General features: G+C 64.7%; 12 protein-coding genes. 10 read left to right on the top strand and 2 right to left on the bottom strand.

The window, feature by feature from the left end; translation table 11 throughout:
- Window positions 1-5 precede the first annotated feature (5 nt).
- The 6 genes from IX761_RS07650 to IX761_RS07625 all read left to right on the top strand — a co-directional run bounded on the left by IX761_RS07650 (window position 6) and on the right by IX761_RS07625 (window position 6,133).
- Window positions 6-974: an ABC transporter ATP-binding protein gene (locus tag IX761_RS07650; protein WP_194789003.1), complete on the top strand. Its 969-nt coding sequence runs from the start codon at window positions 6-8 to the stop codon at window positions 972-974.
- Complete coding sequence (locus IX761_RS07645; protein ID WP_194789002.1) at window positions 974-1,942, top strand: peptide ABC transporter ATP-binding protein; 969 nt, start codon at window positions 974-976, stop codon at window positions 1,940-1,942. The genes IX761_RS07650 and IX761_RS07645 overlap by 1 nt, the downstream gene beginning before the upstream one ends.
- 404 nt (window positions 1,943-2,346) lie before the next feature.
- The gene (locus IX761_RS07640) at window positions 2,347-3,156 is read left to right on the top strand and encodes a helix-turn-helix domain-containing protein (protein WP_194789001.1); all 810 of its coding nucleotides are present in this window, start codon (window positions 2,347-2,349) and stop codon (window positions 3,154-3,156) included.
- Between the two features lie 64 nt (window positions 3,157-3,220).
- Window positions 3,221-4,627 (top strand): NAD(P)/FAD-dependent oxidoreductase, encoded by a 1,407-nt coding sequence (locus IX761_RS07635; RefSeq protein ID WP_194789000.1) that lies wholly within the window; start codon window positions 3,221-3,223, stop codon window positions 4,625-4,627.
- Window positions 4,628-4,659: 32 nt separating this feature from the next.
- Window positions 4,660-5,001 carry a cupin domain-containing protein gene (locus IX761_RS07630; protein ID WP_194788999.1) on the top strand — a complete coding sequence of 114 codons (342 nt, stop codon included), beginning with the start codon at window positions 4,660-4,662 and terminating at the stop codon, window positions 4,999-5,001.
- Window positions 5,002-5,053: 52 nt separating this feature from the next.
- Entirely contained in the window at window positions 5,054-6,133 is a 1,080-nt protein-coding gene (locus IX761_RS07625) for a polyamine ABC transporter substrate-binding protein (RefSeq protein WP_194788998.1), read from the top strand.
- 131 nt (window positions 6,134-6,264) lie between these two features.
- On the opposite strand, the gene IX761_RS07620 is transcribed toward IX761_RS07625, so the two are convergent.
- Window positions 6,265-7,848: a peptide chain release factor 3 gene (locus IX761_RS07620; protein WP_194788997.1), complete on the bottom strand. Its 1,584-nt coding sequence runs from the start codon at window positions 7,846-7,848 to the stop codon at window positions 6,265-6,267.
- A 729-nt stretch (window positions 7,849-8,577) separates the two neighbouring features.
- On the opposite strand from IX761_RS07620, the gene IX761_RS07615 reads away from it, so the two are divergent.
- Genes IX761_RS07615 through IX761_RS07600 form a run of 4 tightly spaced genes read left to right on the top strand, consistent with a single transcriptional unit; the run spans window position 8,578 to window position 12,023 of the window.
- Window positions 8,578-9,291: an ABC transporter permease gene (locus tag IX761_RS07615; protein WP_194788996.1), complete on the top strand. Its 714-nt coding sequence runs from the start codon at window positions 8,578-8,580 to the stop codon at window positions 9,289-9,291.
- Window positions 9,292-9,304: 13 nt separating this feature from the next.
- Window positions 9,305-10,219: a glycine betaine ABC transporter substrate-binding protein gene (locus tag IX761_RS07610; RefSeq protein WP_194788995.1), complete on the top strand. Its 915-nt coding sequence runs from the start codon at window positions 9,305-9,307 to the stop codon at window positions 10,217-10,219.
- A complete protein-coding gene (locus tag IX761_RS07605; protein ID WP_194788994.1) occupies window positions 10,216-10,869 on the top strand; it encodes an ABC transporter permease in 654 nt (217 codons plus the stop codon). Before IX761_RS07610 ends, IX761_RS07605 begins: the two co-directional genes overlap by 4 nt.
- Entirely contained in the window at window positions 10,866-12,023 is a 1,158-nt protein-coding gene (locus IX761_RS07600) for a betaine/proline/choline family ABC transporter ATP-binding protein (RefSeq protein WP_194788993.1), read from the top strand. The genes IX761_RS07605 and IX761_RS07600 overlap by 4 nt, the downstream gene beginning before the upstream one ends.
- Window positions 12,024-12,106: 83 nt before the next feature.
- Here IX761_RS07600 and IX761_RS07595 read toward each other — a convergent pair whose 3' ends face one another.
- The gene (locus tag IX761_RS07595) at window positions 12,107-14,524 is read right to left on the bottom strand and encodes a TonB-dependent siderophore receptor (RefSeq protein ID WP_194788992.1); all 2,418 of its coding nucleotides are present in this window, start codon (window positions 14,522-14,524) and stop codon (window positions 12,107-12,109) included.
- Window position 14,525 lies beyond the last annotated feature (1 nt).

The raw sequence follows: 14,525 nt of genomic DNA, 5'->3' as shown, positions 1-14,525 counted from the left end.
CCGCCATGTCACTGTTGCAGATCAACAACCTGAACGTGCGCTTCGGCGACGCCAATGCGGTACCGGTCGTCGATGGCCTCGACCTTGCGGTGGAGGCCGGCGAGATCCTCGCCATCGTCGGCGAATCCGGCTCCGGCAAATCGGTCACCATGATGGCCCTGATGGGCCTGATCGACGCCCCCGGGCGCATCACCGCCGACCATCTGACGTTCGACGGCACCGACATGCTCAAGCTCAGCGGCCGGCAACGGCGCAAGGTGGTGGGCAAGGACATCGCCATGGTCTTCCAGGACCCGATGACCGCGCTCAACCCCAGCTACACGGTCGGCTACCAGATCGAGGAAGTGCTGCGCCAGCACCTCGGGCTCAAGGGCAAGGCCGCGCGCCAGCGGGCGCTGGAGCTGTTGAAGAAGGTCGAGATCCCGGCCGCCGAAAGCCGCCTCGACGCCTACCCGCACCAGCTGTCCGGCGGCATGAGCCAGCGCGTGGCCATCGCCATGGCCATCGCCGGCGAACCCAAGCTGCTGATCGCCGACGAACCCACCACCGCGCTGGACGTCACCATCCAGGCGCAGATCATGGAGCTGCTGGTCAACCTGCAGAAAGAGCGCAACATGGCGCTGATCCTGATCACCCACGACCTGGCCGTGGTCGCCGAGACCGCCAAACGCGTGTGCGTGATGTATGCCGGCCAGGCCGTGGAAGTGGGCCAGGTGCCGGAGTTGTTCGACATCCCCGCCCACCCCTACAGCGAAGCCCTGCTGGCGGCGATCCCCGAGCACAGCATCGGCGCCGAACGCCTGGCCACGCTGCCCGGCATCGTCCCCGGCCGCTATGACCGCCCTCAGGGTTGCCTGTTGTCGCCACGCTGCCCGTACGTGCAGGAAAACTGCCGCCGCCAGCGCCCGGCCCTCGATCCCCAGGCCCATAGCCTGGTGCGTTGCTTCTACCCGCTGAACCAGGAGGTGGCGTGATGAGCGTCGTTCTATCCGCCCGTGAGCTGACCCGTCATTACGAAGTGTCCCGTGGCCTGTTCAAGGGCCACGCCCTGGTGCGTGCGCTCAATGGCGTGTCGTTCGAACTGGAGGCCGGCAAGACCCTCGCCGTGGTGGGCGAGTCCGGCTGCGGCAAGTCCACCCTGGCCCGTGCCCTGACGCTGATCGAAGAGCCGTCGTCCGGCTCGCTGCAGATTGCCGGGCATGAAGTCAAAGGCGCCAGCAAGGACCAGCGCAAGCAACTGCGCCGCGACGTGCAGATGGTGTTCCAGAGCCCTTACGCCTCGCTCAACCCTCGGCAGAAGATCGGCGACCAACTGGCCGAACCGCTGCTGATCAACACCTCGCTGAGCAAGGCCGAGCGCCGCGAGAAAGTGCAGAAGATGATGGAGCAGGTGGGCCTGCGCCCCGAGCACTACCAGCGCTACCCGCACATGTTCTCCGGCGGCCAGCGCCAGCGTATCGCCCTGGCCCGGGCGATGATGCTGCAACCCAAGGTGCTGGTGGCGGACGAACCAACGTCTGCGCTGGACGTGTCGATCCAGGCCCAGGTGCTGAACCTGTTCATGGACCTGCAGAAGGAGTTCAACACCGCCTACGTGTTCATCTCCCACAACCTGGCGGTGGTGCGCCATGTGGCTGACCAGGTGCTGGTGATGTACCTGGGCCGGCCGGCGGAAATGGGGCCGAAGGAGGATATCTACGAGAAGCCCCTGCATCCGTATACGCAAGCGCTGCTGTCGGCGACACCGGCGATCCACCCGGACCCGTTGAAGCCGAAGATCCGCATTGCCGGTGAGCTGCCCAACCCGCTGAATCCGCCGGATGGGTGCGCGTTCCACAAGCGTTGCCCATATGCGACCGAGCGGTGTGCCAAGGAGGTGCCGGCGCTGAGGCAGGTGGGTACCAGGCAGGTTGCTTGCCACTATGCTGAGCAGTTTCTTTAGCCTTTAGATTGCTGGGGCTGCTTCGCAGCCCTTTCGCGACACAAGGCCGCTCCTACAGGGACATGCGATCACCTGTAGGAGCGGCCTTGTGTCGCGAAAGGGCCGCAAAGCGGCCCCGGGGATCTCAATGCATGAAGAACCAGATCAGGATGATCACCGGAATCGGCACCCCAATCATCCACAGCAGTATCGAGCGCATGATGCTTCTCCTCGTTCGTGGTCTACCAAGGTCCGTGCAGCGCCCATGCCAGTTGTGTCAAAAAATGACATCCATATGAAACAAGGCCTTAGCCGTTAAGCCCCGTTCATCCACCGTGCAAAATGCCGGATCACCGCCTGCCCCCTGGGCGTTATGCACTACCTGGCCTTGTCACCCTGAACCACGCCAAGGCACTATCGCCCCCATGACCTCCACCATCCTCCCCGACGGCCCTGGGCAAACCCCGCTCACCGCCGACACCGTCATGCGCTACCACCTGTGCTGGAAGCATCGCGACCTCGACGGGGTGATGGCGCTCTACCACCCCGACATCCAGTACCACGACTTCTTCCAGAACCGCGTGCTCGGCTATGACGAGCTGCGCGACTATGTACGCGCCTGCCTGCCCCACGAGGCCGGCGAGGACATCGTCCACAGCGACCGCATTCGCGTGGACGGCTGCACAGCGTTCATCCAGTACCAGGTCACCGTGCAGGGTGGCGACGGGCTGGTGGCGTTCCAGTCCAGCGAGGCGATCACTGTCAAAGACGGGTTGATCTGGCGGATCAACGAATACGCCACACTGGTGCGGCAGAACGGCAAGGGCAACCAAACTGGTGGCCCGCGCCCGGCCACCAGCCGCCTGGGCCTGTCGCCGCGCCAGCTGTCGACCATGGCCCAGGACCTGGAGCACTACTTCAACCACCAGCGCCCCTACCTGGACCCGGAGCTTGACCTGCAACAGGTGGCCGACGAAAGCGGCTACAGCCGCAACCAGATCTCCTACCTGCTCAACCAGGTGCTCGGCCAGAGCTTCTATCGCTACGTCAACCAGGCGCGCCTGCAGCACCTGATGACCAGCCTGGACGACGGCAGCGTCGAGGCGCCCATTGACCAGTTGGCCTTCAACGCCGGCTTCAACTCGCTGTCAGCGTTCTACAAGTGCTTCCGCGAGCACACCGGGCTGTCACCCAAGGCCTACCTCAAGCAAATTTCCCTGCGTGCACGCACGTAAGACAGCCATCGCGCCGCACTAATAGGATCGCCCACAGACCAAGACGGATGTGGAGCCCGCCCCGATGCAACCCCTGCGCACGATCAGCCTGTGGATGGACCAGCTCGACGAGCCGCTGTGCGCGCGCCCGGCGCTGCGCGAAGACCTGGATGTCGATGTGTGCATCATCGGCGCCGGCTACACCGGGCTGTGGACCGCCTACTACCTCAAGCGCCAGGCCCCCACACTGAACATCGCGGTGATCGAGGCCAATATCGCCGGCTTCGGCGCCTCCGGGCGCAACGGCGGCTGGCTGATGGGCAACCTGCTGGGTGAAGACCGTCTGCTCGCCAGCCTGTCGCCGCAACAGCGCCGCGCCAGCGTCGACCTGCTGCACGGCATCCCCGACGAAGTCCACGGCGTGCTCCAGCGCGAAGGCATCGACTGTGACTACCGCAAGGGCGGCGTGCTGTACTGCGCGGCCCGCTACCCGGAGCAGGAGCGCAGCCTGCGCGCCTGGCTCGACGACTTGTACCGCCAGGGCATGACCGAGGACGACTACCGCTGGCTGCGCCCCGAGCAGTTGGATGCACAGCTGCGCATCAGCAACCCCTACGGCGCGATCCATAGCCCGCATACCGCGACCATCCAGCCGGCCAAGCTGGTGCGGGGCCTGGCGCGGGTGGTGGAAAGCCTGGGTGTGCCGATCTACGAAAACTCCCCTGCCGTCGACTGGCGGAGCGGCGAAGTTCGCACGCCGCTGGCACGCATCCGCAGCCACTGGATCGTCCCCGCCGTAGAGGGCTATGCCGCCAGCCTGCCGCCGCTCGGGCGCCATCAGTTGCCGGTGCAGAGCCTGCTGGTGGCCACCGAGCCATTACCCGAATCGACCTGGGAACAGATCGGCCTGAGCCAGGGCCAGGCCTTCAGCGAAAGCAGCCGCCAGGTTACCTACGGCCAGCGCAGCGCCGACAACCGCCTGGTGTTCGGCGCCCGTGGCGGCTATCGCTTCGGCGGCCGCTTGCGTGAGGACTTCACCCTCACCGCCAACGAAATCGAACTGCGCCGCTACCTGTTCGGCGAGCTGTTCCCGCAGCTCAAGCACGTACGCATCACCCATTCCTGGGGCGGCAACCTGGGCATGGCGCGGCGTTTCCGCCCGCACATGCTCTGCGACCGCCAGCGCGGCATCGCCCTGTCCGGCGGCTACGGCGGCGAAGGTGTAGGCGCCACCAACCTGGGCGGCCGCACCCTGGCCGCGCTGATCCTCGGCCAGCACAGCGAACTGACCGCCCAGCCCTGGGTACACGACAACCGCCCACTGTCGAGCCTGGCCAGCTGGCCGCCCGAACCCTGCCGCTGGCTGGGCTACAACGCGATCATCCAGAGTTTCGTCCACGAGGACCGGACCCTCGCCAGCCCGGCCAGCGCCCCCTGGCAGCGGCGCTTGGCCTGCGGGCTGGCCGACTTCATGGAAGGCTTCATGCACTGACTTCCCCTCCACCATCACAGGATCCACCGGTCATGAGCATCACCCAGTTCAAGCACACCGACAGCGCCATCCTGGACAGCTCCACCCCGGTCGCCGTGCCCCTCGGCGAACCGGTCGCGATCACCTCGGTCACCTGCGTCGAGCGCAGCGACGGGGTCGAGACCGGCATCTGGGAATGCACCCCGGGGCGCTGGCGGCGGCAGATCGTGCAACAGGAGTTCTGCCATTTCATCAAGGGCCGCTGCACCTTCACCCCGGACGGTGGCGAGCCCCTGACCATAGAAGCCGGAGACGCCCTGATGCTACCGGCCAACAGCCTCGGCACCTGGGATATCCAGGAGACCGTGCGCAAGACCTACGTCCTCATCTTCTGATCCGCTGATCGCCTGCCTTCGATAACAACAGACAAAGCAAGGTACCCCCGACATGCGCACGTTCCTCCTCGCCCCCCTGATGCTGGCCGCCAGCGTGGCCAGCGCCGCCGACTCGGTGAAGATCTACAACTGGTCCAGCTACGTTGCCCCCGACACCCTGAAGAACTTCCAGCAAGCCACCGGCATCGCACCGACCTACGACGTCTACGACAGCAACGAAACCCTCGACGGCAAGCTGATGACCGGCAACTCCGGCTACGACGTGGTGTTCCCGTCCAACCACTTCATGGCCCGGCAGATCCAGGGCAAGGCGCTGAAGAAACTGGACAAGTCGCAGCTGCCCAACTGGAAGAACCTCAACCCGGTGCTGCTCAAGGCACTGGAGGTGAACGACCCGGGCAACCAGTACGGCTTCCCCTACCTGTGGGGCAGCACCGGCATCGGCTACAACATCGACAAGGTCAAGGCGGTGCTGGGCGACAACGCACCGGTCGACTCCTGGGACCTGATCTTCAAGCCCGAGTACATGAGCAAGCTGAAAAGCTGCGGCGTCGCGGTGCTGGACAACGGCCCGGAACTGCTACCGATCGCCCTGCACTATCTTGGCCTGCCCCAGCACAGCCAGAACCCCGCCGACTACGACAAAGCCAAGGCGCTGCTGATGAAGGTGCGCCCGTACATCAGCTACTTCCACTCCTCGAAGTACACCGGCGACCTGGCCAATGGCGATATCTGCGTGGTGGTGGGTTTCTCGGGGGACGTGCTGCAAGCGAAGAACCGCGCCGAAGAGGCGAAGAACGGGGTGAAGGTTGGGTATTCGATCCCGAAAGAAGGGGCGCCGATGTGGTTCGACATGGTCGCCATGCCGGCCGATGCACCGGACGAGAAGGCCGGGTATGCCTACATGAACTACCTGTTGCAGCCTGAGGTGATGGCGGGGATCAGCAATTTCGTGCAGTACGCCAATGGCAACCAGCAGGCCGATGCGCTGGTGGACCCGGCCATGAAAGCCAACACGATGATCTACCCGAGCGAGGATGTGATGGGCAAGTTGTATGCGCTGGAGGCGATGCCGGCGAAGATCGACCGCATCAGGACGCGCATCTGGACCAGTATCAAAGCCGGGAACTGAAAGGGGCCGCCTTGCGGCCCTTCGCGGGCAAGCCCGCTCCCACAGCAATAGCGCCGATTCTGACATCAGCGCTGTACCTGTGGGAGCGGGCTTGCCCGCAAAGGGCTGCAAAGCAGCCCCACTTCAGGCGATCAGTGATGCTCGCGGGTCGCGCGGAATTTCACATCCGGCCAGCGCTCTTCCATCAGCGACAGGTTGACCCGGGTAGGGGCCAGGTAGGTCAGGTGACCGCCACCGTCGATGGCCAGGTTCTCCATGGCCTTGTTCTGGAATTCCTCGAGCTTCTTCTTGTCGTCGCAGCTGATCCAACGCGCCGACCACACGGTGATCGGCTCGTAGGCGCACTCGACCTTGTACTCTTCCTTCAGGCGGCTGGCGACCACGTCGAACTGCAGCACACCGACCGCACCGAGGATGATGTCGTTGCTGCGCTCGGGGAAGAACACCTGGGTCGCGCCCTCTTCGGCCAGCTGTTGCAGGCCCTGGCGCAACTGCTTGGATTTCAGCGGGTCCTTCAGGCGCACACGGCGGAACAGCTCCGGGGCAAAGTGCGGGATACCGGTAAAGCCCAGCGCCTCGCCTTCGGTGAAGGTGTCGCCGATCTGGATGGTGCCGTGGTTGTGCAGGCCGATGATGTCGCCGGCGTAGGCCTCCTCCAACTGCTCGCGTTCGGAGGAGAAGAAGGTCAGCGCATCGCCGATGCGCAGGTCCTTGCCGGTGCGCACATGGCGCATCTTCATGCCCTTCTCGTACTTGCCCGAGCAGATGCGCATGAAGGCGATGCGGTCGCGGTGTTTCGGGTCCATGTTCGCCTGAATCTTGAACACGAAGCCCGAGAACTTCTCTTCCACCGGTTCCACGGTCCGCTCATGGGCCACCCGAGGCAGCGGGCGCGGTGCCCAGTCGACCACCGCGTCGAGCACATGGTCGACACCGAAGTTGCCCAGTGCGGTGCCGAAGAACACCGGGGTGAGCTGGCCATTGATGAACTCGTCCTGGTCGAACTCATGGCAGGCGCCCTGCACCAGTTCGAGCTGTTCGAGGAAACGGTCGTATTCGTCACCCAGGTGCGCGCGGGCTTCATCGGAGTCGAGCTTCTCGATGATCTTCACCGCGGTACGCTCGTGGCCGTGGCCTGGGGTGTAGACGATGATGTAGTCGCCGGCCAGGTGGTACACGCCTTTGAAGTCACGGTAGCAACCAATCGGCCAGGTGATCGGCGCGGCCTTGATCTTCAGTACCGCTTCGATTTCGTCGAGCAGTTCGATCGGGTCGCGGATATCGCGGTCGAGTTTGTTGATGAAGCTGACGATGGGCGTGTCGCGCAGGCGGCACACGTCCATCAAGGCGATGGTGCGTGGCTCTACACCTTTACCGCCGTCGAGCACCATCAACGCCGAGTCCACCGCGGTCAGGGTGCGGTAGGTGTCTTCCGAGAAGTCTTCGTGGCCGGGGGTGTCGAGCAGGTTGATCATGTGCTCGCGGTAGGGGAACTGCATCACCGAGGTGGTGATGGAGATGCCGCGCTGCTTCTCCATTTCCATCCAGTCGGAGGTGGCGTGGCGGTCGGACTTGCGCGACTTCACGGTACCGGCGACGGCGATTGCCTTGCCCATCAGCAACAGCTTCTCGGTGATGGTGGTCTTACCGGCGTCGGGGTGGGAAATAATGGCGAAAGTGCGGCGCTTCGCGACTTCGGCGGCCTGGTTGGTCATGGGAAATCGCCTGACTGGGGGATTAAAAATGGGGCGGTATCATACCTGAAGTTGGGGCGGTGGCCAAAATCTGCTGGTGCATGCCGGAAATCCTGTGGCGCCTTTGAGATCCAGCGCCGCCCGCGCGGCGCATCGCTGGCAAGCCAGCTCCCACATCTGTTTCGGGCCAATCCATCCTGTGGGGTCTCCACTGTTCGCCTTGGAGCATGTCTTGAGTCATGTGGGGCGGGGGTAGCGTCCATGCAAAAACCGCGTCGTACAAACAGGGCGGACAGTGGCGATGGGCCAGGAGTAACTGGCCCGAAACAGATGTGGGAGCGGGCTTGCCCGCGATGCGCCGCGCGGGCGGCGCTCGATCTTGAGAGCACCGCTATTTTCTCGCCCTACACCTGGCTGCCCACCAACCAATCTACAAACCTCTCCACAGCAGGAATTTCAACGCCTCCACGTAATATTTGCGCTGTTTTATCGCGCGAAATTTCCCACACCCTAGTGATTAACACTGGCCAAATGCCGCCTCAGATGGGAACCTTTACGCCCCCGGAGACGTCCACTCCCCTGCAAGCCGCTTCGCTTCAGGGCTGGTTTCACCTGCATCTCGAACCTGACGGGGTTCGGCTCATGGCCTGATGCCGCGCATCGGGCTGCTACTCGCGTTCACACCGCCCGCCGCCAGGAATGGCCGGCCACACGGAGGTGCGAGCGCCGACGACAAAAAGGAGTCCGCCTGTGGCTGCACGCTACGGAAAAGGGCTGTTGGGATGGGCCGCCGTGCTCGTCATCCTGGCCCTGCTGGTCCACTGGATCGGCATCGACACGATCGCCCGCTACCGCGACGATCTTGGGTTCTACCTGCAAGCGCACCTGGTCCTGGTGCTGGCTTCGATGGCGGCGGCGTTGGCCGTGGGCATCCCCGCCGGCATTGCCCTGAGTCGACCGCAGCGGGTCGACAAAGCCGAACGCTTCATGCAGTTTTTCAACGTTGGCAACACCATTCCCCCCCTGGCCGTCCTGGCCATCGCCCTGAGTGTCCTGGGCATCGGCGCAGGCCCCGCGATCTTCGCGCTGTTCCTCGCCTCCCTCCTGCCCATCGTGCGCAACACCTACGAGGGCCTGAAAAACGTCCCCGCCTCGCTCAAGGAAGCCGCCACCGGCATCGGCATGACCCCGCGCCAGCAGCTGTGGCAGGTCGAGTTGCCCAACGCCGTGCCGATCATCGTCGGCGGTGTGCGCGTGGCCCTGGCGCTGAACGTGGGCACCGCGCCCCTGGCGTTCCTGATCGGCGCCAACAGCCTGGGCAGCCTGATCTTCCCCGGCATCGCCCTGAACAACCAGCCGCAGCTATTGCTCGGTGCCGCCTGCACGGCGCTGCTGGCCCTGGCGCTGGACGCGCTGGTGAGTTTCTCCAGCAAGCGCTGGCTGGAACGTGGCCTGGCCCACTGACGAAGGGACATTTATGAGAAAGACAATCGCCTTGCTCCTGGGCGCGGCCCTGCTCTGCGCAGGATTTGCCCAGGCCGCGGAAAAACCGCTGATCCGCATCGGCGCCCGGGTGTTCACCGAACAGACCGTGCTCGCCGAAATCACTGCCCAGTACCTGCGTGCCAACGGCTTCGAGGTGCGCGTGACCAGCGGCCTTGGCAGCAATATCGCGCGCCAGGCCCAGGAGACCGGCCAGCTCGACCTGATGTGGGAATACACCGGCGTGTCGCTGGTGTCCTACAACCATATCGACGAACGCATGCCCAACGCTGCAGCCACCTTCGCCCGGGTCAAGGCACTCGATGCGAAGAAGGGCCTGGTCTGGCTGACCCCATCGAAGTTCAGCAACACCTACGCCCTGGGCCTGCCCAAACAGGTCGCCGAGGCCTATCCGCAGATCAACACGATCAGCGACCTCAACCAGGTGCTGCGCAACGAACATGATCGCCAGCACCTGGTGGCACTGGACACCGAGTTCGCCAACCGCCCCGACGGCCTGGTGGGCCTGCGCGAGATGTACGGCCTGCCGCTGGACCGGCGCAACATCCGGCAAATGGACGGCGGCCTGGTGTACACCGCCATGCGCAACGACCAGGTGTTCGCCGGCCTGGTCTACACCACCGACGGCCGCCTGAGCGCGTTCAACCTCAAGCTGCTGGAAGACGACAAGCACTACTTCCCCGACTACACCGCCGCCCCGGTGTTGCGCCAGGCCGTGCTCGACGCTCATCCGCAACTGGCCACGCTGTTGAAGCCGCTGGCCGAGCAACTGGATGACGAGACCATGCGCCAGCTCAATGCCAAGGTTGACGTCGCGCACCAGAGCCCGACGGTGGTCGCCGCCACCTTCCTCAAAGAGCACCCACTGCAAAGCGAGGTAGCGCCATGAACCTGCTCGATACCTTCGCCCACCTGGACTGGGCCCAGGTCCTGCAACTGACTGGCCAGCACATCACCCTGGTAGGGATCGCCGTGGGCCTGGCCATCCTCGTCGGTGTGCCGCTGGGCATCCTGATGACCCGCTTCCCATCGCTCGCAGGCCCCTTGCAAGCCAGCGCCACGGTACTGCTGACCATCCCGTCGATCGCCCTGTTCGGCCTGCTGCTGCCGTTCTATTCGAAGTTCGGCCAAGGCCTCGGGCCGCTGCCGGCGATCACCGCGGTGTTCCTTTATTCACTGCTGCCGATCCTGCGCAACACCTACCTGGCCCTGACCAATGTCGAACCCGGTATCCGTGAAGCCGCGCGCGGCATCGGCATGACCTTCGGCCAGCGCCTGCGCATGGTCGAGCTGCCCATCGCGGTGCCGGTGATCCTCGCCGGTGTGCGCACCGCCGTGGTGATGAACATCGGCGTGATGACCATCGCCGCCACCATCGGCGCCGGTGGCCTGGGCGTACTCATCCTCACCTCCATCAGCCGCAGCGACATGTCGATGCTGCTGGTCGGCGCCGTGCTGGTCAGCCTGCTGGCGATCGTCGCCGACCTGCTCCTGCAAACCCTGCAACGTGCCCTGACTCCAGAAGGACTGCGCTCATGATCGAACTGAAGAACCTCAGCAAGACCTTCCACGCCAATGGCAAGGACGTCAAAGCCGTCGATGCGGTGAGCCTCACCGTCAACGAGGGCGAGATCTGCGTGTTCCTCGGCCCCTCGGGCTGCGGCAAGAGCACCACGCTGAAGATGATCAACCGCCTGATCACCCCCACTTCGGGCCAGGTGTTCATCAATGGCGAAGACACCACCGATCTCGACGAGGTGACCCTGCGCCGGCATATCGGCTACGTGATCCAGCAGATTGGCCTGTTCCCCAACATGACCATCGAAGAGAACATCACCGTGGTGCCACGCCTGCTGGGGTGGGACAAGCAGAAATGCCACGACCGCGCCCGCGAGCTGATGAGCATGATCAAGCTCGAGCCCAAGCAGTACCTGCAGCGCTACCCGCGCGAGCTGTCCGGTGGCCAGCAGCAGCGCATCGGGGTGATCCGCGCCCTGGCCGCCGAGGCCCCGGTGCTGCTGATGGACGAGCCGTTCGGCGCGGTCGACCCGATCAACCGCGAGATGATCCAGAACGAGTTCTTCGAGATGCAGCGGGCACTGAACAAGACCGTGATCATGGTCAGCCACGACATCGACGAGGCGATCAAGCTGGGCGACAAGATCGCCATCTTCCGTGCCGGCAAACTGTTGCAGCTGGACCACCCGGACACCCTGCTGGCACACCCGGTGGATGATTTCGTGAGCAACTTCGTCGGCCAGGACAGCACCCTCAAGCGCTTGTTGCTGGTGCGTGCCGAAGATGCGGCGGACAACGCGCCGGCGGTGAGCCCGGAAACAACGGTGGCCGATGCGCTGGAGCTGCTGGATGAACACGACCGGCGCTATGTGGTGGTGACCGATGCGCAGAACAAGGCGCTGGGGTATGTGCGCCGGCGCGACATGCATCGCCAGCAAGGCACCTGCGGGGACTTCCTGCGGCCGTTCAATGCCACGGCGGCACACGACGAGCACCTGCGCATCCTGCTGTCGCGGATGTACGAGTACAACCGGGCGTGGTTGCCGGTGCTGGATGCCGAGCAGGTGTTCTTGGGCGAGGTGACACAGGAGTCGATTGCGGCGTACCTGAGTTCGGGCCGTTCGCGGGGGGCGAAGACAAGTATCGTGTCGCCGGCCGAGGCGGTGGCCTTGTAAATGCATCGCGGGGCAAGCCCGCTCCCACGCCAATCTCAAATCTGCGTGGGAGCGGGCTTGCCCCGCGAGGAAGGTAACGCCAGTCAGAACCCTACACTGGCCTGCACATAGAATGTGCGCGGCTCACCCACATAGATCCCGGCGTTGTTGTCGCTGGAGCGGGTGAAGTACTGCTTGTCGAAGAGGTTCTTCACCCCCGCTGCCAGCTTGAGGTTCGACAGCTGCGGCCCGAAGTCATACCCCCCACGCGCATGCCAGGTCACGTACCCCGGAATATCGCCATACTGCCCATCGGCGCTCGGCTCGGTGATGTAGTTGCCGTTGAAGCTGCCGTCGGCATTCATCCCGGTCCCCGGCGCGCGCTGCTTGGATTGAGCGAAGGCATCGAGGTTCCAGGTCCAGCGGTTGACCTCGTAGCGCACCCCGGCAGTGGCCACCTGACGCGAATAGAACGGCAGGTCGCGGCCCTTGAAGCCCGGGATCTCGCCTTCGTAGGTGGCACGGGTGTAGGTGTAGCCGGCGTTTACCGAAAGCCCATCCAGGCGCGGGTCGAGGCCAGCCAGGTCATAACGCGCCGAGGCCTCGATGCCCTGGTGCTTGGTGGCCCCCAGGTTGGTCCAGCCGATGTCGTTGCTGATGTACTGCAGCTCGTCGTCGAAGTCGATGTAGAACGCCGTCAGCTCACCGGCAAAGCCACCGTCGTCATAGCGCGTGCCCACTTCGTAGGTCTTGGCCTTCTCCGGCTCCAAGCCGTTGGCGGTGTTGTCGCCAGTCCCACCCTGGCCAAGCTGGAAGTACTGCAGGCTGCCAAACGACGTCTCGTAGTTGGCGAACAGCTTCCATGCATCGGACAAGTGGTACATCACGCTCAGCGCCGGCAGCGGTTCGTTGCTGGTGATGCTGCGATTTTTCTCCGGCGTCGGCCGGCGGTTGGCGTCGAGCACCGGGCGGTCGCGCCAGTCGGTGTTGATGTGTTCGAAGCGAATGCCCGGGGTGATGGTCCAGTTGCCCACGTCGATCTTGTCGTCGATGTAGTAGGCGCTGGCCTCGGTGCCGCCGCTGCGGTCCTGGAACACATGGCCGTCGGAAGTGCGGGTGACGGTCGGCACGTTGTCCACCAGGGCCAGGCGGGTGGACTGCTCGCGCATGGCCTCTTTGAGGTAGCGGTAACCCACGCTGACCTCCTGGGTGGTGGGGCCGGCGAAGAAGATCCGCGACAGCCGCGGCTCGATGGCGAAGGTGTGGTAGTTGCGCGGGTATGACGACAGGGTCTTCATGTCGCGGGCGGCGATGGCGCTACCGCGGAAGCTGTCGGTGTAGTAGGTCAGCACTTCGAACTGGGTAGCATCGTCGAGCTGGCGCTGCCACTTGAACGACACGTCCTTGCGCCGGCCAGTGAAGTAGTCGTAGTCGCGCACCGACTGGAAGGGGTTCTGGTCGTACTGCGCCTGGGTCAGGCCACCGGGCATGTCGGCGCGGCCATCGTAGTAATGAAAGTTGAGCCAGAACTCGTCGACATCGGTCGGCGCCCAGTGGGTCTTGAGCATCACATCGTCGATGTCGTTGCCGTTGTTGCTTTCGCGATAGCCATTGCCGTTGACGCCGCTGTACAGCAACGCCACGCCCAGGCCGTTGTCGGCGGTGCCGCCGACGAAGGCCGACTCGGTGTGCTTCCAGCCGCCGTCACGGGAGGTTTCCAGGGTGGTGGACAGCTCGCCGGTGGCCTTTTCCGGGATCGCCCGGGTGACGAAGTTGATCACCCCGCCGACGTTCTGCGGCCCATAGCGCACGGACCCGGCGCCGCGCACCACATCGATGCTGTCCAGGTTGCCCGAAGAGATCGGCGCCATCGACAACTGCGGCTGGCCGTATGGGGCGAACGCCGCCGGGATGCCATCGATCAGCACCGTCGAGCGCGGCGACAGGCGCGAAGTCAGGCCACGCACGCCGACGTTGAGCGACAGGTCGCTGCCGCCGGTGCCGTTGGAGTCCTGCACCTGCACGCCAGGGATACCGCGCAAGGCATCGCGCACGTTCATCGTGCCCTTCTCCACCATCGCCTCGCGGCGCACCACGGTGCGCGCGCCGGGGTGGTTCTGCACCACGCTCTGCTGCGCATCGCCCAGCCAGTCACCGACCACCTTCACGTCGGTGGGCGCCAGCTCCAGGCTGCCGGTGGTGAGAGTGCCGGCGGTGGCGGCCGGCTTGAGCACCACGGTGTCGGCGGACTGCTCGAAGGTCAGCCCGCTGCCCTGCAACAGTTGCTGCAAGGCCTGCTCCGGGGCCAGGTCGCCGGACACCGCCGGGGCCTCTTTGCCCGCCACCAGTTCAGGGCTGAAGAACAGCTGCAGGCTGGTCTGCTGGCCCAGTTGCTTGAGGGCCGCGGCCAGGGACTGGGCCGGGATCTGGATGCTTTCGGCGTAGCTGTGGGTGGCGGCGGCACTGACCGCCAGGGCCAGCGCCAGGCGGCGCAGCGTGAGAAGGGGCTTGTTGTTGTTCACG

The organism is Pseudomonas sp. UFMG81 (assembly GCF_015354575.1).
Taxonomy (GTDB): Bacteria; Pseudomonadota; Gammaproteobacteria; order Pseudomonadales; family Pseudomonadaceae; genus Aquipseudomonas.
Note: the sequence above shows the minus strand (reverse complement) of the source record. Positions and strands in the feature narration are given on the sequence as shown.